Below are 21,082 nucleotides of genomic sequence, written 5' to 3'. Positions count from 1 at the left end.
ATCTTACATCGAAATTGTTTATGTTATTAAGTTTAAAGTATTAAGTGTCTTATGAAAAATCACTATCGTTTAGTTATTAGTTGCCCTGATCGTGTCGGTATTGTTGCCGCAGTAAGTCAGTTTCTGAATGAGCGACAGGGCTCAATTGTTGAGGCGAGTCACCACACTGATCCTGAGCAAAAATGGTTTTTTATGCGTCATGTGATTGATGCAGAATCGTTAAATATTAGTGTTGAGGAGTTTCGAGAGCAGTTTGCTCCGATAGCAGATCAGTTTGATATGACTTGGTATGTTAACGACAGTGCAGATCGTCCAAAAGTGATGTTGTTGGCGACAAAAGAGTCGCACTGTTTGAATGACATACTACACCGTTGGCACACGGGTGAATTGAGTTGTGACATCGTCGGTGTGATTGCCAATCATGAAGAACTTCGTTCTATGGTTGAATGGTATAAAGTACCTTATCACTGCATTCAGGTTCCAAAAGAAGATAAGATGCCCGCTTTTCAAGCGATAGAGAAGTGCATTGATGACTCTGAAGCGGATACGATTGTGTTGGCGCGTTATATGCAGATTTTTCCAGAGTACCTTTGTGAAAAGTACCGTCACCGCGTTATCAATATACATCACAGCTTTTTACCTTCGTTTATTGGTGCGAAGCCATACCATCAAGCGGCAGTGCGTGGGGTGAAGCTTATTGGTGCGACGTGTCATTATGTGACCGCTGACCTGGATGCTGGCCCTATCATTGAGCAAGATGTTATTCGAGTTCGACACAGTCATACTGCTGCCGATATGGTTCGACTGGGTAAAGATATAGAAAAATTAGTTTTGTCTCGAGGGCTTCGATATCACCTTGAAGATCGTGTGTTGGTGCACGGAAATAAAACGGTTGTTTTTTCTGAATAAAACGCACTTGATGTTATAAGACGTTAATTTTGGCGTTAATAAAGTTTTGTTATTCCAATTATTGTCTATAGTTAGATCATAGAACTTAAAGGCGATTGAGGGTCAGATAATGAAACTTAAATTGACGCCAACCCAAAACCTCTGTGTTGGGTTCTTAGAGTCAGGCTATGAGCTGATTCAGTTGGATGAACAGTTTTTCTTTGTCAAAGGGGATCGACGGCAAAAGGTTTTACCTAAAACATTAGAGGCGCTTGTGAATCGCGGAGCGCTTTTACATCAAAAAGACGGCTCATACTGTCTCACTGATGAGTTTATGGAGCATAGGAGGCGAATGAGGTCTCCCGATTCAGCACAAGCAATAAGGCATTGATGTAAAAGAAGTGATATCAAATGTTTGTGGTGCTCATTCGGTCGTTGGTTGGATGAAAAGTGCAGAATAAAATAAAAAAGCCGCTAGTTTAGCGGCTTTTTTATTTCTGTTAGGTTATGGTTTTAAATGCTTTTTCTATGAGTTGGTTGTGCCAAATAGCATGCCCATTTTAGTTGGAGTGTCGGCTTCGAGTGTTTCTTCCCAGTTTATAGCGTCTTTCCCAAACAAGACGATTGCCGTGGAACCGAGTTTAAATCGTCCTAGCTCGTCGCCTTTCTTGAGCTCGACGTCGTTTAGTTTCTCATAATCCCAAGTGGTGACGTGTTTGCTAAAGGGGGTTGTTTGTCCTACCCACACAGTCTCGATGCTTGCTACAATCATGGCGCCAACCAATATAACGGCCATCGGACCTGCTTTTGTATCAAAGATGCAGACTGTGCGTTCGTTGCGAGCAAAGACGCTAGGAATTTGTTCCGCTGTTACCTTGTTAACTGAAAATAGCTTTCCAGGAACGTGGATCATTTTTTTTAGTTTGCCGTCCAGAGGCATATGGACTCGGTGATAGTCTTTGGGAGAGAGATATACGGTTGCGAATTTCCCGCCAAGAAACTGGGTAGACAGTTCTGAGTCGCCACCAAGTAGGGCGGTGAGGCTGTAATTATGTCCTTTTGCCTGATAAATGGTTCCATATTCGATATCACCTAGTTGGCTTATCGCACCGTCAGCAGGGCAGGCAATACTGTTTTCAGTATTTGTAATAGGACGTAGTTCAGGTTTAATGGCTCTAGTGAAAAAGTCATTGAAATTTCGGTATGAGAAAGGGTCTTCATTGATTGCCTCGCTCATATCGACATTGTATTTTTTAACAAATTGGCCAATGAATGTTTCTTTAACCCAGTTGTTTTCGCATTCTGCGATCCTTCCAACAAATCTGGACAGAGCTTTTTGAGGTGTTACGTGTTGGGCTAGGGCAAATAACTGGTCTTTATTCACGAAAGACTTCCTGTGTAAGTAATGTTATTGATTTTGGATTATTGGCTGACGATAGTGAGAAGTTGTTTCACTATTTTATAGTCGTTCTCACTGAACGCTTTTCGTGTCTCAAGCCAATAGATGTGGTGTTCACCTTCTGAGACTGGTGTCGAGGCGAGTATAAGGTTGCCATTGTCATCGACTATTTGGTCTGAGGTATCGGGCAGTGTCTTTAATACTTGTTGAAGCTTTTTATCCGACAGCAATACAGCGGTTCTTTTCTGTTTTAAGCGGTCGAAGGTGGTTGAAGGGTTATTCCACTTTATCGCTTTTATGACTTCAATGTCGTAGCCATATTGAAGAATGGGAGACAGAGCTCCTTTGCTTTCAGAATACTTGAAAATAATTGTGTGCTGAGCAGAGCTGATGTTTACCCTGATAACTTTCAACACCAGCGCAGCTTTTTGTTTATTGCTCAATCCTGGCGCTTCAAGTGCTTTTCGCAACTGTTGTTCGGGTGTGATGTCGCTTTTTTTGGTTGCTCTGACTTGGCTTGTCTTTGTATACAGAAGTGGTGACAGAAGCTGTCTAGCTAAAGGTGGTTTTGCGTCGCTTATAAATTCGGCGGCTGCTTCCACCGCGCCATAATGCGTCGCTTGAATGACTTTTCCGAGTTTGTCATGTAATACGGCAGCAATGACTCGATAAAAAAACACAAGCTGCTTGCTTCCCCATCCTAGAACATCCGCTTCTTGGGCCACTTTTGATGCGCAATAGGACAATATTAAATGCCCATTTGCGAGAATGGTGAGGCGTTTGTCTTCGGAAAACCCCGGTATTTGATCTGCGTGTTTTGTTAAGTTTGCTAAGCTTTGTAACTCTTTTGCAGACGGTATGTGCTTCGTTAAAAAGGAATTGATCACAATCTCAGGTGCGTTCCAATATTGCATCATTTTCACTGTTAACTCATCAATACGACATCCGAGGTGTTCTAGTTCCGCTTGAGTGGCAGAAATCCCCTTCTTTAATTGATGTGTGATTTCAGTCATTTGCTCATTAGCGTGAAACCATAGAAGCCATCTAACGGCGTTCCTGAAAAATGTCACCCAAAAAACATCGTCAATGTGGCTAATGTTTTTTTCGATTGCCCATCGTTTAGCAATAGCGGCAGCTTCGTAACTGACCTGAATTTCTTTTAAGAAGCTGTTCTGCTCCGGGTTTTTGCGCGAGTATTCATAGGGTTCAAGTTGGTCTAGGACGCGTTCGATGCCACTCATACCAATCATGGAGGCTGCATGATTGGGGGTCTTGATATCGGAACGTTTGTTCGGTACTACCTTGTTCGCTTCATTGAGAATAGCGAACGCGAGCAGAGGCTCAGATGCGATGTTTGAGCGCATTCTGTCTAGGGTTTCATAAGGCGATTTTATTTGATTTTTTAATCTGGCAAGATTGCTCGCTTCGACGGGAAACTTCTTGTCCTTTAAAAAAATTAGCCATTCTTCAAGGTTAAAGGGTGACTTGTTCATCATAGCTCGTTACATTTAAACCCTAAGGGAAAACTCCCGCTGTATTGAATGTGAAATCCTTGATTTTATTAATCATACTGTATATTTCGCACAGAGCATACACTGTGTGAATTTAAGGAATGAAATATGTTTGCACTGCTAGGTATATTAGTAGTCATTGTTAGCGTTGTGACAGGGTATCTTGCTTCTCACGGCAATATTATTGCTTTGTGGCAGCCATTTGAAGTGCTCATCATTTGTGGTGCGGCACTCGGCGCCTTTATGATTGCGAATAGTCTTACGCTTCAAATTCGTGTGTTTAAAATGATCCCTCAGATTTTTTTGGGAAGCCGCCACAAAAAGGAGTTTTATAAGCAGCTTCTCGGTGCACTCTATTCGTTATTTCAAAAGAGTCGCTTAGAGGGCTTTCTCGCCATTGAGAATGATATCGAGCTTCCGTTCGAGAGCAATGTCTTTCAGCGATTCCCGGATGTTCTGAATGATGAGCATCTCATTTACTTTTTAACCGATAATTTCCGAATTTATACGTTAACGGGGCTGCCTTCCCATGAATTGGAGGCGCTGATTGACGAAGAGATTGAGCAAATTAGTGAGGAACTAGAGAAACCTGCTCACGCTGTTAATCGCGTTGCGGAAGCGCTTCCGGGTTTTGGTATTGTTGCGGCTGTTTTGGGGATCGTGATTACGATGGGCTCTATTGGCGGGTCGATGGAAGAGATCGGCACTCACGTCGCGGCGGCACTTGTTGGTACGTTTTTAGGGATTTTCTTTGCTTACGGTTTTGTTGGTCCGGCATCGGCGCATCTGGAGGCACTCGGTCAACATGAGTTGAAAGCTTATATGTGTGTTAAGGCGGCAGTGATCTCCATTGTATCAGGTCATCCTCCAGCGGTTGCAGTAGAAACAGGTCGTAAGCTATTACCTCCTGAAATGCGACCCAGTTTTCTCGAGCTATCAGAAGATATTAAGCAATATCGTTAACGGAGTCGCTTAGATGTCTGGTGAAGAGTTAGTCATTCGACGAGTCAAAAGAAGGAAGAAAGCGGGGCATCATGGTGGCGCTTGGAAGATCGCGTTAGCGGATTTTGCGTTGGCGATGATGGCGTTTTTTTTGGTTCTTTGGATCATTAACGTGGCGTCACCGCAAGAATTGGCGGCAATTGAAGGCTATTTTAATGATCCTCTAGGGCCGTCGACAGCGGGCTATAGTGCCAATCCTATTGATTTAGGGGGGAGCCCTGCAAAGAGTAATGAGAAAAAACTGGATTTAGGTCTTCCTGAACCTGGAAGTACCGAGCAAGTTACGCAAGAACGTAAACAGGGTGAAGGCAACGACGGCAAAGAAATTGAACGAATGAATGCGTTGCTAGAGCAGGAACTAAAGCGGCAAGGTCTCATGAACTCTGAGGAAACGAATATGCGGATTGAGATTACTCCGCAAGGGGTCAGAATTACGCTGTTGGATGACCCGACCAAGCCCATGTTCGAACGCGGAAGTGCCCGATTAATGCCCGACTCGGAGAATGTGTTGTTAGGTATTGGAAGTATTTTAGCTAGGCTTAAAAATCCGATTTCTATTTCTGGTCATACTGACTCCAGTCCATACGTCGATGAGCGCGAGATAGATAATTGGGATTTATCGTCCGCTAGGGCAAACTCAGCACGAAAGATTATTGAGGAGGGGGGCGTCAGTGATAAGAGAATGGCGCAAGTGATCGGCTTGGCAGACAGCATTCCGTATAATCGATTTGATCCAACCAGTGCTGAAAATCGACGTATCAGTATTACACTTCTCACGGATGATGCTTACAAAAGAATGCTTGATATTAACCGGCGGAATTTTGGTGATCAATTCAACCAAAATGATTTGCATCTATCGCCAGAAGATGTCTTTTAAGTAAGAAGAGTAAGTAAGAAGAGCACGGCCTCCCTGATGCTTAAGGGAGGCCGCTAAGATATACAAAGCTGTTATCGTTGGGTTAAGTGTTGAAAAACTTAAAACGCATCGTTATCTCTAATGGATTGTCTGACCCGCAGGTAGCTTTCAAATCTATGAGCGGAAATCTTACCCTCTTCGAGCGCTTGTCTTATGGCGCACCCAGGCTCTTTTTCGTGTGAGCAGTCTCTAAATCGGCAATAACCAAGATGGGGGCGAAACTCAATAAAGCCTTCTAACAACTCGTCTTCCGATATATGCCACAAGCCAAACTCTCGAATTCCAGGGGAATCTATTAAGTCGCCTCCTGATGGCATGTGGAAAAGTCGCGCCGTCGTCGTCGTATGAGTGCCTTTCTTTCTTTTTTGTGACAGCTCACCAACACTGATTTCAATGTCGGGTAGCAAGGTGCCGATCAGAGAGGACTTTCCGACGCCAGATTGACCGACGAAAACGCTGACTTTATCTTGAAGGAAATCGTATAACTCAACCATTCCTTGGTCGCTTTTTGTGGATGTACGAATGATTCGATAGCCTAACTCTTCATAAGTTGAAAGCAAAGAGCGTAACTCAGGTTGTTTGTCATCGTCGATTAGATCGCACTTGTTGAGTAATATAACGGGCGGTATTTCGACGGTTTCAGCAGCAACGAGGTATCGGTCAATTAAGTTTGCATGTGGAACCGGTTCTGCGGCAATAACAATGACAATGTTGTCGATGTTGGCTGCAACAGGTTTAAGACGGCCATGCATATCAGGGCGCTGAAGTAGCGTGTTTCTGTCCTGTTTAGCGACAACAACCCCACCTTCGGTATGTTTTGGTCGCCAAACGACTTTGTCGCCTGTGACAAGCTGACCTAAGTTAGCTCGAAGGTTACAGCGTGTAGAGACGCCCGAATATGGCGCAAGTGTTCCTTCCACTTCGACTTGAGTGCCAAAATGAGAAATGACAATGCCCTCTGTTTCCGGCCCTAAGTCAGAAGATTGTAGCGTCTCTTCTGCTTTATCTGCTCGCTTTTTAGTGCGTTCAGCACGCTCTTTTTGAATTCTTTCTATTCGCCAAGTTTGCTGTTTAGTAAGTTTTCGCTTCGACATTCTAATTTTATGCCCATAATATTTGGCGCATAGATTATAATGCTTAGCATTGATAATAAAGGACTTCGGCAATCTATGAGCTATAGCGAAGAAAATTTAGTGTGGATTGATCTGGAAATGACCGGACTTGATCCAGAAATGAACACAATTATTGAAATTGCGACCATTGTTACTGATAAACATCTCAATGTATTGGCTCAAGGGCCAAATTTGGTTGTTCATCAAGACAAGGGGGTGATGGATGCGATGGACGAGTGGTGTACGACACATCATGGGCAGTCCGGGTTAACACAGCGTGTATTGGACTCTGCCATTACGATGGAGCAAGCGGAGCAGGAAACGATCGCGTTCCTTGAAAAATACTTACCAGCGGGGAAATCCCCTATTTGTGGTAATAGTGTTGGACAGGATCGTCGTTTCTTATACAAATACATGCCTCGTTTAGAAGCATTTTTTCACTATCGGTATATTGATGTGAGCACGCTTAAAGAGTTGGGGCGTCGTTGGAAACCCGAAGCGCTCGATGGATTTACGAAAACGGGCGCGCATTTGGCGTTGGACGATATTTTGGAATCGATTGGTGAATTGAAACATTACCGGAAAACGTTGTTTGGTATGGAATAACGTTTGTTCCGTTTTAACGCCAAGCTAAAATGCTTGGCGTTATCAAAATAATACGCCGCGCTTGTGTCATTCCTTCCTACTGGTTATATCCAATGAAAAATATATCAGAGCTGCTAACCCCTGTTTTCGATTTGCCTTCTATTAGAGCAATAGAGCAAGCTTCTTTTTCTTCGGAAGGGGGTAGTTATCCGATGATGGAGCGGGCGGCACGCGTATTATTTCATCATATCTCTAGACGTTTTAAAGAAGTTCAGACATTCACTGTGCTGTGCGGTTCTGGAAATAATGGTGGCGACGGTGCTCTGCTTGCTGTTTTGCTTGCGAATGCTGGGCTAACGGTAAGGGGATTGGATTTAGCATCGAAAGAACGTTCAGGAGACGCAAAAAAAGCGTGGGCGGCTTTGCTGGCATCTGATGTCGAAGTCTTTGTGTCGAACACTCTTGATGACGACACCTGCTTTAACGGAGTAATAATCGATGCGATGCTTGGGATCGGCGGCAGCGCTTTTTTAAGCGGAGAGTTTGAAAGAGTATGTCGCTGGGTCAATAAAAGTCGTCAAAGTGGTGCAAGAGTCGTTGCAGTCGATTCTCCAACGGGGCTAGATGTTGCAACAGGTTTGGCTGATCCAAATACTGTTGTCGCGGATGTGACCGTTACTTTTATCCGAGATAAACAGGGTTTCTATATTAACCAAGGATTGGTTTGTGTTGGTGAGGTGATCTGCGAGCGTCTGGAAAGCGTAGATTTATTGGCTGAGAAGGGCGATAAATTAGTAGGAGCGGTGGGGGCTTTATGGTTTGAAGCTTCCGATGTTAGATTGTTGTCGCCGTGTGCTCGATATCCTGTTTCTCATAAGGGGAGCTATGGGCATATTTCTGTCGTTGGCGGTGATGATGGTTATGGCGGTGCTGTGATCATGGCAGCGTCAGGCGCAGCGAGAACAGGAGCGGGTACCGTCAGTGTATTAACGCGCGATAATCATATCGCTCCTGTGCTAGCTCGAATACCATCTGTTATGGCTGTGACGCCAGATGGTGAGGATATTAAAGGAACGCTGCGGAATCTAGATTCCGTATTGTTGATTGGTCCAGGGCTTGGTCGAAAGCAATGGGGCGAAGCGTTGTTTCAGCAAGCGTTAGAACTCACACATCGCAAGGTATTGGATGCTGACGCTTTGCATTGGCTGTCACTCAATCCAATAGCATCATTTCGTGGTTTGGTGGTACTTACACCGCATGTGGGCGAGGCGGCTAAATTACTTGATACGACTCCAGATGGGGTTAGCGGGGATTTGATCGGTTCGGCGAAGGCTCTTAGCCAACGATATGGTGCCATTGTCGTGCTCAAAGGTGTATCAAGTGTTATCTCTGCGCCTGATGGACGTACGGTGATTGCAGGGCGTCCTTGTCCCGGTTTGGCTAAAGGCGGTTCGGGAGATGTGTTAAGTGGCATGGTGTCCAGTTGTTTGGCTTATTACCAGAACCCATTTGAAGCGGTGGTTATCGCGGTCGCTTGGCATAATGTCGCGGCGCAAAAAGCGTCTCAAGAATTGGGAGAGATACATATGCAGCCTTATGAGCTATTGGATTATTTGCGGTTGTCATAATCAGTGTGACTGCTTACGAATGTAATATTACTTAAAATATGCTTGGTTAACGTCTTTTGAACTAATAATGTTCAAAAGCAATAAACTTCAAATTATCAAGCTTTAAAATACTAGGCCGCAAAAATACGAATATCAGGCTTTAAACTGACAATAATGACGGAAGCGTTCGCGCATCGGTGTGCGTAGGAAAGGTAAAATATGATGGTTGAAAAAGAGATATACGGCGAAGAGGCAATGGAATTGTTTGGTGAGCAATTGGCTTCTAGTTTTCAAGAAGGTGGTGTTGTTCATTTAAATGGTAACCTCGGGATGGGCAAAACAACGCTTGTGCGTGGCCTCTTAAGAGGGATGGGTTATATCGGACCGGTTAAAAGTCCCACATACACAATCGTCGAACCTTATGAATTAGAGGTTGCTGATGTGTTTCATTTTGATCTATATCGAATTGGTAATGCTGAAGAGCTTGAGTACATGGGGATCCGCGATTACTTCAAAGAGGGGGCGCTTTGTCTTATTGAGTGGGCTGAAATGGGGGAAGGGGTGCTTCCAGAGCCTGATGTAGTGATTCATTTGGCGCTTTTGCGTCAGGGCAGAAAGGTGGTGGTAGAGCCGAAAACTGCGCATGGTGAAAAAAGCGTTAATGATGCGCTAAAGCAAGCGGGCTAAAACAGTACGAGATTTAAGGCGTTGAGCTATTTTTTCTCAAAGGTTATAGTGTGCAGATATAGTGGCTAGCCTTTTGATATGTATAATACTTTTCGCATTAAATCTGTTGTTTGTTTCGTACTGGCGTTGTTTTTCTCAATGTCGGTCTATAGCGCTTCTGTTAAAGATATTCGAGTTGCTCAGCAAGATGGGCTGACTCGTCTTGTATTTGAGCTAGATTCAGAGGCGAATCATCGCCTTTTTTTGCTTTCTAGTCCTGATAGGGTTGTGTTAGATCTTGAGTCGATCGGCTCTCTCTCAAGTAATGTCAGCAAAAATCTTTCGAAACTCTCCTCGGATATGATGCGCCGACTTCGATATGCTAAGCGCGATCAAGGTGCGAGGTTTGTCATTGATTTAAATGGCAAGGTTAAAGCGAAAAGTTCCGTCCTCTCCAAAAATGCTAAATACGGCCCCAGAATACTCGTTGAGTTAGAGTATGGTAAAAAGAAGCCTGTTAAGGTTATAAAAAGTGTATCGACCATTGAAAACGCCAAACGGGATATTGTTGTTGTTATCGACCCGGGTCATGGTGGAAAAGACCCTGGCGCATTAGGTAAATACAAAGTTCGAGAAAAAGACGTTGTCTTATCAATTGGTAAAGAGCTCGCTAAGCGAATTAATCAGGTTAAAGGTTTTAAAGCGGTTTTAACGCGCTCGACAGATGTCTATCTAAAATTACGTCAACGAACTAAGGTTGCACGTGAAGCAAATGCCGATATCTTAATCTCTATTCATGCCGACGCCTTTACGAAATCAAGTGCGCGTGGTGCGTCTGTCTGGGCGTTGTCTCTCGGTGGTAAAACGTCTGAGATGGGGCGTTGGCTAGCACAGCAGGAACAATCGTCCGACTTGGTTGGCGGTATCTCACTTGATGACAAAGATCAGTTGTTGGCAGAAGTATTGCTCGATATGTCGATGAATTCGACTATTCAAATGAGCCTAGATATTGGCGAGTCAGTTTTAGCGAAAATGACGCGCGTTGCTAAGCTGCATAAAAATACGGTTCAGCAAGCTGGTTTTGTTGTTCTCAAGTCTCCTGATATCCCTTCTTTATTGATTGAAACAGGGTTTGTTTCAAATCCGACAGAGGCTAAAAACCTTTCTAGTCGAACCTATCGTAAAAAATTAGCGCAAGCGATCTCAAAAGGGGTGATTGATTCATTCTCATCTAATCCACCTGAAGGGACGTATCTTGCATGGAAGCAAAAGCGAAAAGTAGGTCATACTTACACGGTTAGCAAGGGAGATACCCTTTCTGAAATTGCTAGGCGTAATCAGGTTTCGCTAAAAGCACTTCGCGCGGCCAATACGCTTAAAAATGACGTGATTTGGATAGGGCAAAAGCTTAAAATCCCCGCTAGCTAATCGATTCTAAGCACGCTATCGTGATTTGTTCTAATACTCTGTTCCCGTATTAGGCACTATTTTTTGTAATCGTCATGAATCAAACTATTTATATTTACTTAGTGCTTATGTTCAATGCTCAGGTTGAGCGGTGCTTGCATCGCTTTCCCTAATTGACCTTCTATTAGTTTTTCAAAACTCTAAAAAACAGCATATGTTTTCGATATTAGGACCTAAAAATGGCCAGAATTAATTTGCTCTCCCCTAGGCTGGCGAACCAAATAGCGGCTGGTGAGGTGGTAGAGCGCCCTGCATCTGTCGTAAAGGAGCTGCTGGAGAACAGCTTAGATGCAGAGGCGACTCAGCTTGACGTTGATATCGAGCAAGGTGGCGTTCGCCGCATGAAAATTCGAGACAATGGTCGTGGTATTGTTAAGGACGATCTTTCTCTGGCGATGAGCCGACATGCGACGAGTAAAATTTCGACATTAGATGATCTTGAGGCTGTTCAGACCCTTGGTTTTCGGGGGGAGGCACTGGCGAGTATTAGCTCTGTTTCACGAATGCATCTCACGTCAAAGGCGTATGGCGAGGATGAGGCGTGGCGTGTTGAGGCAGAAGGCAAAGATATGACCACTGCCGTTCGACCAGCATCGCACCCGGATGGGACCACAATAGAGGTTCGGGATTTATTTTTTAATACGCCCGCTCGTCGCAAATTTTTAAGAACAGAGAAAACAGAATTTAATCACTTAGAGGAAGTTGTTAAGCGACTTGCTCTAAGTCGCTATGATGTGGGCTTTCGGCTCAGTCATAACGGAAAGCAAGTGTATGATTTACGACCAGTAACTGACCAGCTTCATGCTGAGCATCGCTTGGGTACGTTGTTAGGTAAGAAATTTATTGAAAATGCCCTAACGATTGACGTGGAGGCTGCGGGTCTTCGATTGTGGGGATGGATTGGTTTGCCCACTTTCTCTCGATCTCAGGCTGATCTTCAATACTTCTTTGTGAATGGGCGTGTGGTTCGGGATAAGTTGGTTGCCCATGCAGTAAGGCAAGCTTATCGAGATGTTCTTTATAATGGGCGGCATCCAACGTTTGTCCTGTATTTGGAATTGGATCCTGCGACGGTTGATGTGAATGTTCACCCTACCAAGCATGAGGTGCGCTTTCGGGATGGCCGATTAGTGCATGACTTTCTTTTTAGTCGTATCCATAAAGTCATTGCGGATGTTAGGCCCGAGAGTGGTGAGGCGCCGACTCAAATAGGAGGTGCGCCTGATGCAGAGGTTGCATCCATGCCCACTCAGCAATCGCGTATGGCATTTCAACGTGAGCCGCAAAGTGCTGCTGGTGGCGTCCCGTGGGGAGCGCCAAATAATAATCCAGTCGGAGGGGAGCAGGTTCGAGGACAGCTAGAGGGTTTGAGGCAATTAAATGAAAATGCGAATCAAGCACTCGGAGTGGTTGGAGGCGGTGAGATTCCTCAGGGAATAGACCCGCTTACCGGCGAGATACTTGAGTTAGCTTCTAATTCCTCTATGCCCCGTGTGGAGACTGAACAAACTTTCTATCGTCAAGAAGGCGATAATGGTCGACGTTTTGAGGAATTGGTGTCGGAAAGCGATGCGCATGATATGCCTCCTCTCGGTTATGCTGTCGCTCAAATTCACGGCGTATACATACTCGCAGAAAGTAGTGTTGGTTTGATTGTGGTCGATATGCATGCTGCACATGAGCGTATCGTCTATGAGAGGATGAAAAACGCGTTTTATGCGAAAAGCGTTCCGAGTCAGCCTTTGTTGGTGCCGATTAATGTTACGGTCTCTCAAAGTGAGGCTGATCTTGTGGAAGACAGTCAGTCTGTTTTCGAAGCGTTTGGTTTTAAAGTCGAGCGCACCGGTGTTGAAAGTGTCATGGTGCGAGAAGTGCCGATTATTTTGATCAATGGCGATGTTGAAAATTTAGTGCGTGATGTTGTTAGTGATTTAACGGTCAATGGCGCGACCGACTTATTGGAAGCGCGGGCGAATGAACTAATGGCGAGTATGGCCTGCCATGGTGCGGTGAGAGCCAACAGGAAGTTGACCATCGCTGAGATGAATAGTCTTCTTCGAGATATGGAAGTGACCGAACGAAGTGGTCAGTGTAATCATGGACGTCCAACGTGGACTCAATTAAGTATGTCTGACTTAGATAAATTGTTCTTGAGGGGGAGATAGCGTGGATAAGCCGAGTGTTGTTTGTTTGATGGGGCCGACTGCTTCTGGAAAAACGGGCTTAGCAGTTGAACTTGCAAGTCAGCACAATTACGAGATTATTAGTGTCGATTCGGCATTGGTTTATCGAGGAATGGATATAGGGACCGCAAAACCGGACCAAGAGACGTTGCGTATTGCTCCGCATAGGCTTATCGATATTATTGATCCAATTGAATCTTATTCCGCGGCGGACTTCGTACAAGATGTAGTGAAAGAAGTGTCGGATATCGTAGCGGCAGGGAAAAAGCCGCTCTTGGTTGGTGGAACCATGATGTATTTTAATGCTTTGCAAAAGGGATTGGCGGAGATGCCGCAAAGCAATGAGGCTATAAGAGATGAAATTGAGCAAGAAGCTCGGGATTATGGGTGGGAGCACTTGCATAAAGAGCTGTCACGTATTGACCCTGAGTCCGCTAAAAGAATACACCCAAATGATCCCCAGAGACTTCAGCGTGCACTTGAGGTCTATCGTGTATCTGGGAAAACGATGACAGAATTGTGGGCGAAGCAAGAACCACAAAAGTTGCCATTTAATATGATTAATCTGGCGGTTATGCCAGATGAACGTAGTATTTTGCATAGACGTATTGAAGAGCGCTTTCATCAAATGATGGACCTCGGGTTTTTGAATGAGGTTGAGGATCTATATCAGCGTGGCGACTTGACGTTGGAGTTGCCGTCGATTCGATGTGTCGGTTATAGACAACTTTGGCAGTATTTGGAGGGTGAAGATTCTCTCGATGATGCTATTTTTAAGGGGATAGTGGCAACTCGACAGCTCGCTAAAAGGCAATTAACTTGGCTTAGAGGGTGGGAAGATTTGGCTATTTTTGACAGTTTATCTAAAGATCTTGTTGGACAGACCTTGAAATACTTAGAAAGCAGGATTATATAAGGGAAATTGAGAGAGAATTGGTGTACTATCTACTATATTGTTTTACCAAGAATTAAATTCTAATTATTTCGCAAGCTTAAGGAGATACCGATGTCAAAAGGGCAATCACTACAAGACCCTTATTTAAACGTTCTACGCAAAGAACGAGTGCCAGTTTCAATTTTTTTGGTAAATGGCATTAAATTGCAGGGACAGATTGAGTCATTTGATCAGTTCGTGATTTTGTTGAAAAATACTGTTAGTCAAATGGTATACAAACACGCTATCTCTACCGTTGTCCCTTCCCGTACAATCCGTATACCGTCTACTGATCAGGCGGAAGATGCGGCTGAATAGTTTGACTGCACGCAGTTGAACTGAGGAAAGAGAATTTGTTTTTTGAACGCCCTGATAGTGGTGAAATTGCCGTTTTAGTTCATATCGATTTTTATGATCAGGCAGAAAAATATGGGCCGGAAGAGTTTATAGAGCTTTCTATATCTGCTGGTGCTGACCCTGTTGCTGTTGTAGTAGGGTCGCGACAGCGTCCAGACCCCAAATACTTTATCGGCTCAGGTAAGCTTGAAGAGATAAAAGACATTGTGCTTCGAGAAGAAGCGCAAGTCGTTCTTTTTGATCATGCTTTATCTCCTTCCCAAGAAAGAAATCTAGAAGCTCACCTTAATTGTAGAGTGCTTGATCGTACTGGATTGATTCTCGATATCTTTGCTCAAAGAGCTCGAACTCATGAAGGTAAATTGCAGGTTGAGCTAGCCCAACTCCAACACATGTCGACTCGCCTTATTCGAGGCTGGACTCACCTTGAAAGACAGAAGGGTGGGATTGGTATGCGTGGACCAGGTGAAACTCAGCTTGAAACAGACCGACGTCTTTTGCGAGAACGTATAAAAACAATCCAGAAACGTTTAGATAAAGTTAACTCTCAAAGGGATCAGAGCAGACGTTCACGATCTAGATCTGCAATGCCAACGGTGTCTCTGGTTGGTTATACAAATGCTGGAAAGTCGACGTTGTTTAATAAAGCGACAGGTGCAGAAGTGTATGCTGCTGATCAGCTGTTTGCGACGCTAGATCCTACGTTGAGGCGATTAGAGGTAGAGCAAATTGGTTCTGTTGTGTTAGCAGATACCGTTGGTTTTATCCGTCAGCTTCCGCATAGGTTGGTTAAAGCGTTTCAAGCGACGCTAAAAGAATCATCTGAAGCCGATTTGCTACTTCACGTTATTGATTGTGCTGACATTGCTCGTGATGACAATATCAAAGAAGTGGATGCTGTGCTTGAGGAAATTGGCGCTAGTGAAGTGCCAACTTTGAAAGTTTTTAATAAAATTGATGCACTTGCGACGGGCGAGCCTCGTATAGATAGAGATGAAAACGGAAAACCTTATCGCGTTTGGGTTTCCGCAAAAGAAGGTTTAGGTATTGACCTTTTGCAGCAGTCTATTGCGGAGTTGGTAGGCGAAGATATTATTAACGATAAATTGATAATTTCTTCGGACCAAGGTCGATTTAGAGCTATGCTGTTCGAGCAGGGTGCTGTTCGGTCAGAGGAGTATGATGAGCATGGGCGATCTGTATTGGAGGTCTCCTTGCCGAAAAAAGATTTTATGCAGTTGCTTGCTAGAGCAGGGATCTCTGAAGAGCAAGTAATGGCGGCTTAAAAGTAGTCAGAAAAACTCAGTGGTATAGTGAGCGGAACGGACTGCTTTTTTTGATATAAAAATAACTTTACGAATTATCATTAGAACCATTATGGAGATGTATTATGGCCTGGAATGAACCGGGTAATAACGACAATGACCCATGGAATCCTGATAAGAATCGCAACTCCCAGCAGGGTGGGCGAGATCAGGAGCCCAATAACGACCCTTGGGGGCGTCCAAACGGTGGTAAAGAACAATCACCACCAGATTTGGATGAAGCGTTTCGCAAGCTTATGGATATGCTTGGGGTTAAAAAATCTAATCGCGGGGGCGGTTCGTCGGGCGGCGATGGCGGCTTTTCTGGTAAGGTGAGCGGTGGTTTACTGGCGATCCTTATTATTGGCTTGCTCGCTGTTTGGGCTGCGTCCGGCGTTTATCAGGTTGATCAGCAAGAACGTGGTGTGGTGCTTAGATTAGGTAAATACCATAGTACGGTGATGCCTGGTCTACACTGGAACCCTCCTATGATTGACAGCGTTTCTAAGGTAAACGTCACTAAGGTACGTTCTCATGATCACAAAGCGTTGATGCTTACGGTAGATGAGGCAATCGTTGAGGTCGGCGTATCGGTTCAATACTCTGTAGAGAACCCGAAAGATTTTCTTTTGAATGTTCGTACCCCCGAAGAGTCTCTATCTCAAGCTGTTGAGAGTTCATTACGTCACGTGGTGGGTAGCTCTGAGATGGATCAGATTTTAACGGAAGGTCGTGAGTTATTGGCAACGGAAGTTAAGGTTAGATTGCAAGACTATATAAATGCATATGGTACTGGCTTGCTGATCTCCAAAGTGAACGTTGAAAATACGCAGGCACCTGAGCAAGTTAAAGAAGCGTTTGATGATGTTATCAAAGCGAAAGAAGATGAGCAGCGTGTTCGAAATGAAGCTGAATCTTATGCAAATGGTATCATTCCTGAAGCGCGTGGTAAGTCTCAGCGTATTCGTGAAGAAGCTGAGGCGTACCGATCTGAAGTTGTTGCTAGAGCTGAAGGTCAGGCAGATCGTTTTGATCGTTTGTATCAAGAATATGTTAAAGCACCTGCAGTAACTAAGCGAAGATTGTATCTTGAAACGGTTGAGACGATCTATAAAGACGCAAATAAAGTTGTAATCGATGATGATGGCGGTAACAACATGATGTATTTGCCTTTGGATCAAATTCTTAAAAACCAAAACTCGGCAAACCCTATCTCAGGTAGTTTAAATTCTGATGACATTAGCAGCTTAACAGATCAAGTGTTAAACGAGTTGCGTATGCGTCAGGGTTCGTCGGTTCGTAGGGAGGGGAGAAACTAATGAAAGGTTCATCTTTCGTAGTATTATTAGTCGCATTGTTAGCAGTGTTGATTGGTTCGCAGACTCTCTATGTGGTTAAAGAAACAGAGCGCGCGGTTGTTCTGAAATTCGGTGAGATTGTCGAGGCGGATGTTCAGCCTGGTCTTCACTTTAAAATTCCGGTGATGAACGATATTAAAAAGTTTGATGCCAGAATCTTAACGATGGATTCGCGACCTCAGCGTTACCTAACATTGGAGAAGAAAGCTGTAATTGTTGATTCCTATGTTAAGTGGAAGATTGCGAATGTTTCTAAGTTCTATCAGGCGACGTCTGGTGATGAATTTGTTGCAAACCGAGTCTTGTCATCTCGTGTAGACACAGGTCTTAGAAATCAGTTTGGTGAGCGTACTATGCACGAAGTTGTGTCTGGCGAGCGTGACGAGTTGATGACAGAGTTGCGAGACAACCTAGATGAAGTCGCTAAAAATGAACTTGGTATCACGATTGTCGATATCCGTGTTAAGAAAATAGACTTGCCGCCTAATGTAAGTGAGTCTGTTTATCAGCGTATGCGCACGGAGCGTGAGCGTGAAGCACGTGAGCATAGATCGAAAGGTCTAGAGCTTGCAGAGGGTATTCGAGCGGATGCAGATCGCCAGAAGGTCGTTTTGGAAGCAGAAGCTCAACGTGATGCTGAAATGATTCGAGGTGATGGTGATGCGCAAGCTGCTGCTGTATACGCTAAGGCGTATACGCAAGATCCAGAGTTCTTCGAATTCTATCGTAGCCTTCAGGCTTACCGAGAAAGTTTTAGTAAAAAGGGCGACCTATTTTTGCTAAAACCGGACAGTGAGTTCTTTAAGTATCTGAATGGCGTTGATGGTGTTACGAAATAGCATGTTAATGTAATTTGAATCGCGTTTCTCCTGTTCGTTGTTGGGAGAAACGTGATATTATTATGCAAACCGGGTATAGCCCGGTTTTTTAATGGTCATAATAAAGAGAGTCTATGCAGGAATTGTTGCAGTCGCTACTCGTCGGAATCAGTTTATTGTTGATTGCGGAGGGTATTTTGCCGTTTATAGCGCCAAATATATGGCGTGAAATCATGGTGAGAGCGGTCGCGAGTTCTGATATGAATTTGCGCATCATAGGTGCTGTTAGTATGTTCCTTGGGTTGATGCTCCTTTTATTGACTCGAAGCTAAGAGGATACAATTTAATGGCACTAGCGGATCGTTGGTTACTTCCGGATGGAGTAGATGAAGCTCTTCCTGAGAAGGCGGCGCAAATTGAACACCTTAGAAGAAGTCTGCTTAACCTCCATGAGAGTTGGGGTTATAAATTAGTCATTCCCCCCCTTATTGAATATTTGGACTCGCTATTAACTGGCGCTGGTTCTGATCTTGAAATTGAAACCTTTAAAGTAATCGATCAGTTGTCGGGTCGCCTTATGGGGATACGTGCGGACTTTACTTCTCAAGTGGCTCGTATTGATGCACATTGCTTGAAAGAAGAAGATATACAGCGCCTAAGCTACAGTGGTAGCGTGCTTCGTACCGTTCCAGCAGGTCTTGATGGTACTCGAAGCCCTATTCAGCTTGGTGCAGAGTTGTATGGGCATGGCGGTCTAGAAAGTGATCTAGAAATTTTATCGCTGATGCTAGAAACATTGCGTGTTGCTGGGCTTGAGAAGCTTGTGCTTGATATCGGCCATGTTGATATTGTCCGTGGTGTGATTGAAGCAGCAGGCTTGAGCGAGGCCGATCAAGTTAAGTTGAGTGAATTGTATAAGGCGAAGGATTTGCCTGAGTTAGAGGTTTTTGTAGCTCAACTAAATGCAACTGATAGAGTTAAGTCTTGGCTAACAGCATTACCTCGCTTGTGTGGTGGTGTTGAGGTGTTGGCTAAGGCTAGTAGTGTATTGGATGGCGTTAGTAAATCTGTTTCTGATGCGATTGATATGCTTAATCGTGTTGTAGAAGTGGTGAAATCGCGTTTCCCTCAAATCGGTCTGCATTTCGATCTAAGTGACTTGGTTTCTTATAGTTACCACACTGGTTTAGTGTTTGCCGCTTATCAACCGGGACATGGTAATGCCATTGCGCGTGGTGGTCGATATAATAATATCGGTGAAGTGTTTGGACGCTCTCGTCCTGCTACTGGTTTCAGTACTGATCTTAAAACCTTGGTGTCTTTGTCTCAGCCGAATGTTGAGCAAAAATTACGTGTTTTATCGCCAGTGGTTAGTAGTGCTAAATTGTGGGATAAACTGAACAAATTGCGTCAAGAAGGTTATCAAGTAGTAGAGCAGCTTGACGATGATGTTCGTGTTGAAAAATTTGATTTTCAGCTTGTAGATGTCGATGGAGATTGGCAACTGCAAGCGGTAAGTAAATAGATTTTTGTATAAGATTATTCTTAAGTGAGACCTTTAAAAATGGGTAAAAATGTCGTAATTCTGGGCACTCAATGGGGTGATGAAGGGAAGGGTAAGGTAGTAGACCTTCTTACTGAAGATGTTGCTGCGGTTGTTCGATTCCAAGGTGGTCACAATGCTGGTCATACACTTGTTATCGACGGTAAGAAAACCGTTCTTCACCTTATTCCGTCTGGCATCTTGCGCGATGGTGTTCAATGCATTATCGGTAATGGTGTTGTTCTTTCTCCAGCTGCGCTTAAAAAAGAGGTGGACGAACTTCTTGAGCAAGGTATTCCGGCTGTTGAGCGTCTAAAAGTAAGTGCAGCGTGTCCTCTTATTCTTCCGTATCACATCGCTCTAGATCAGGCGCGTGAAGTTGCTAAGGGAGAGAAAAAGATTGGTACAACAGGTCGTGGTATCGGTCCTGCGTACGAAGATAAAGTAGCGCGTCGTGCAATTCGTGTTGGTGATTTGCTTGATCGCGAGCGCTTTGAGAGTAAGTTGAAAGAGAACCTTGACTACTACAACTTTATTCTCGAAAACTACCATCAAGCGTCTCCTATTTCCTATGATGAAGTGTTTGCAGAAGGCCTAGAAATGGCTGAGTTTCTTCGTCCTATGGTCGCAGATACGATTGGTTTATTGCATGATCTGCGTAAATCAGGTGCGAACATTATGTTTGAAGGTGCACAAGGCTCGTTGTTGGATGTTGATCATGGTACTTATCCATATGTTACATCCTCTAATACAACGGCTGGTGGCGCGCCTGCTGGCTCCGGTTTTGGTCCACTTTACTTAGATTATGTTCTCGGTATTACAAAAGCTTATACAACGCGCGTAGGTTCTGGGCCTTTCCCAACCGAGCTATTCTGTGATAATGGACAACGTTTGGGTGAGCGTGGGCATGAGTTTGGTGCGACAACGGGTCGATCTCGTCGTTGTGGTTGGTTTGATGCGGTTGCGTTACGTCATGCAGTTCAAATTAACTCTGTATCCGGTATGTGCTTAACGAAGCTAGATGTATTAGATGGCTTTGAAACGATTAAGGTATGCATAGGCTATACTGATCTAGAAGGTAAGCCTGTTGCTGGTTCGCTTGTAGACAGTGAGGGCTATGAGCAAGCGAAACCTGTCTATGTAGAATTGCCTGGTTGGACTGAGTCTACTGTTGGTGCTGAAAGCTTTGATGTGTTGCCGAAGAATGCACAAGACTATATTAAGTACCTAGAAGAGCAAGTGGGTGTGCCGGTTGATATTATCTCGACTGGTCCTGATCGTAATGAAACGATTGTTATGCGAGACCCATTTAAGCAGTAAGCTTACTTGCTATTTTCTTTTTAGAGTTTTAAGTTCTTTAAAAAAGCCCAGTTCACTAATGAACTGGGCTTTTTTTGTTGGGGTGTTCCGTCCTGAAATAGGTTTACACCTA

Annotated in this window: 20 protein-coding genes; 17 read left to right on the top strand and 3 right to left on the bottom strand. The window is 44.2% G+C overall.

Features of this window, described 5'->3' with window-relative positions:
• Positions 1-51: 51 nt before the first annotated feature.
• Both purU and MARME_RS12870 read left to right on the top strand, forming a co-directional pair.
• Positions 52-909, top strand: coding sequence for a formyltetrahydrofolate deformylase (gene purU / locus MARME_RS12875; protein WP_013661697.1), 858 nt, complete (start codon positions 52-54; stop codon positions 907-909).
• A gap of 109 nt (positions 910-1,018) precedes the next feature.
• Entirely contained in the window at positions 1,019-1,279 is a 261-nt protein-coding gene (locus MARME_RS12870) for a hypothetical protein (RefSeq protein WP_013661696.1), read from the top strand.
• 135 nt (positions 1,280-1,414) lie between these two features.
• Here MARME_RS12870 and asd read toward each other — a convergent pair whose 3' ends face one another.
• Positions 1,415-2,272 carry an archaetidylserine decarboxylase gene (gene asd, locus MARME_RS12865; RefSeq protein ID WP_013661695.1) on the bottom strand — a complete coding sequence of 286 codons (858 nt, stop codon included), beginning with the start codon at positions 2,270-2,272 and terminating at the stop codon, positions 1,415-1,417.
• Positions 2,273-2,310: 38 nt separating this feature from the next.
• Entirely contained in the window at positions 2,311-3,780 is a 1,470-nt protein-coding gene (locus MARME_RS12860) for an HDOD domain-containing protein (RefSeq protein ID WP_013661694.1), read from the bottom strand.
• Between the two features lie 126 nt (positions 3,781-3,906).
• Here MARME_RS12860 and motA point away from each other — a divergent pair, with 126 nt between their 5' ends.
• Positions 3,907-4,761 carry a flagellar motor stator protein MotA gene (motA, locus tag MARME_RS12855; protein WP_013661693.1) on the top strand — a complete coding sequence of 285 codons (855 nt, stop codon included), beginning with the start codon at positions 3,907-3,909 and terminating at the stop codon, positions 4,759-4,761.
• A gap of 13 nt (positions 4,762-4,774) precedes the next feature.
• The gene (locus MARME_RS12850; RefSeq protein ID WP_013661692.1) at positions 4,775-5,677 is read left to right on the top strand and encodes a flagellar motor protein MotB; all 903 of its coding nucleotides are present in this window, start codon (positions 4,775-4,777) and stop codon (positions 5,675-5,677) included.
• A gap of 98 nt (positions 5,678-5,775) precedes the next feature.
• Here the strand turns inward: MARME_RS12850 and rsgA are convergent, their stop codons facing one another.
• The gene (gene rsgA / locus MARME_RS12845; RefSeq protein WP_013661691.1) at positions 5,776-6,810 is read right to left on the bottom strand and encodes a small ribosomal subunit biogenesis GTPase RsgA; all 1,035 of its coding nucleotides are present in this window, start codon (positions 6,808-6,810) and stop codon (positions 5,776-5,778) included.
• Between the two features lie 75 nt (positions 6,811-6,885).
• Here rsgA and orn point away from each other — a divergent pair, with 75 nt between their 5' ends.
• The 13 genes from orn (at position 6,886) to MARME_RS12780 (ending at position 20,970) form a co-directional block, all read left to right on the top strand.
• A complete protein-coding gene (gene orn / locus MARME_RS12840) occupies positions 6,886-7,434 on the top strand; it encodes an oligoribonuclease (protein ID WP_013661690.1) in 549 nt (182 codons plus the stop codon).
• A gap of 92 nt (positions 7,435-7,526) precedes the next feature.
• Positions 7,527-9,041: an NAD(P)H-hydrate dehydratase gene (locus MARME_RS12835; protein WP_190273404.1), complete on the top strand. Its 1,515-nt coding sequence runs from the start codon at positions 7,527-7,529 to the stop codon at positions 9,039-9,041.
• 198 nt (positions 9,042-9,239) lie between these two features.
• Complete coding sequence (tsaE, locus tag MARME_RS12830; RefSeq protein ID WP_013661688.1) at positions 9,240-9,707, top strand: tRNA (adenosine(37)-N6)-threonylcarbamoyltransferase complex ATPase subunit type 1 TsaE; 468 nt, start codon at positions 9,240-9,242, stop codon at positions 9,705-9,707.
• A gap of 78 nt (positions 9,708-9,785) precedes the next feature.
• Positions 9,786-11,114, top strand: a complete 1,329-nt coding sequence (locus MARME_RS12825) for an N-acetylmuramoyl-L-alanine amidase (RefSeq protein ID WP_013661687.1) — start codon at positions 9,786-9,788, stop codon at positions 11,112-11,114.
• Positions 11,115-11,332: 218 nt separating this feature from the next.
• Positions 11,333-13,318 carry a DNA mismatch repair endonuclease MutL gene (mutL, locus tag MARME_RS12820; protein WP_013661686.1) on the top strand — a complete coding sequence of 662 codons (1,986 nt, stop codon included), beginning with the start codon at positions 11,333-11,335 and terminating at the stop codon, positions 13,316-13,318.
• A 1-nt stretch (position 13,319) separates the two neighbouring features.
• On the top strand, positions 13,320-14,252 hold the full coding sequence (gene miaA, locus MARME_RS12815) for a tRNA (adenosine(37)-N6)-dimethylallyltransferase MiaA (protein WP_013661685.1): 933 nt from the start codon (positions 13,320-13,322) through the stop codon (positions 14,250-14,252).
• Between the two features lie 90 nt (positions 14,253-14,342).
• Positions 14,343-14,588, top strand: coding sequence for an RNA chaperone Hfq (hfq, locus tag MARME_RS12810; RefSeq protein WP_013661684.1), 246 nt, complete (start codon positions 14,343-14,345; stop codon positions 14,586-14,588).
• A 35-nt stretch (positions 14,589-14,623) separates the two neighbouring features.
• Positions 14,624-15,913: a ribosome rescue GTPase HflX gene (gene hflX / locus MARME_RS12805; protein WP_013661683.1), complete on the top strand. Its 1,290-nt coding sequence runs from the start codon at positions 14,624-14,626 to the stop codon at positions 15,911-15,913.
• Between the two features lie 104 nt (positions 15,914-16,017).
• Positions 16,018-17,250, top strand: coding sequence for an FtsH protease activity modulator HflK (gene hflK / locus MARME_RS12800; protein ID WP_013661682.1), 1,233 nt, complete (start codon positions 16,018-16,020; stop codon positions 17,248-17,250).
• Complete coding sequence (hflC, locus tag MARME_RS12795; protein ID WP_013661681.1) at positions 17,250-18,128, top strand: protease modulator HflC; 879 nt, start codon at positions 17,250-17,252, stop codon at positions 18,126-18,128. Before hflK ends, hflC begins: the two co-directional genes overlap by 1 nt.
• A 113-nt stretch (positions 18,129-18,241) precedes the next feature.
• Complete coding sequence (locus MARME_RS12790; protein ID WP_013661680.1) at positions 18,242-18,439, top strand: DUF2065 domain-containing protein; 198 nt, start codon at positions 18,242-18,244, stop codon at positions 18,437-18,439.
• A 14-nt stretch (positions 18,440-18,453) separates the two neighbouring features.
• The gene (locus MARME_RS12785) at positions 18,454-19,632 is read left to right on the top strand and encodes an ATP phosphoribosyltransferase regulatory subunit (RefSeq protein ID WP_013661679.1); all 1,179 of its coding nucleotides are present in this window, start codon (positions 18,454-18,456) and stop codon (positions 19,630-19,632) included.
• A gap of 39 nt (positions 19,633-19,671) precedes the next feature.
• Complete coding sequence (locus MARME_RS12780) at positions 19,672-20,970, top strand: adenylosuccinate synthase (protein ID WP_013661678.1); 1,299 nt, start codon at positions 19,672-19,674, stop codon at positions 20,968-20,970.
• Positions 20,971-21,082: the final 112 nt, after the last annotated feature.

This window comes from Marinomonas mediterranea MMB-1 (genome assembly GCF_000192865.1).
Taxonomy (GTDB): domain Bacteria; phylum Pseudomonadota; class Gammaproteobacteria; order Pseudomonadales; family Marinomonadaceae; genus Marinomonas; species Marinomonas mediterranea.
Note: the sequence above shows the minus strand (reverse complement) of the source record. Positions and strands in the feature narration are given on the sequence as shown.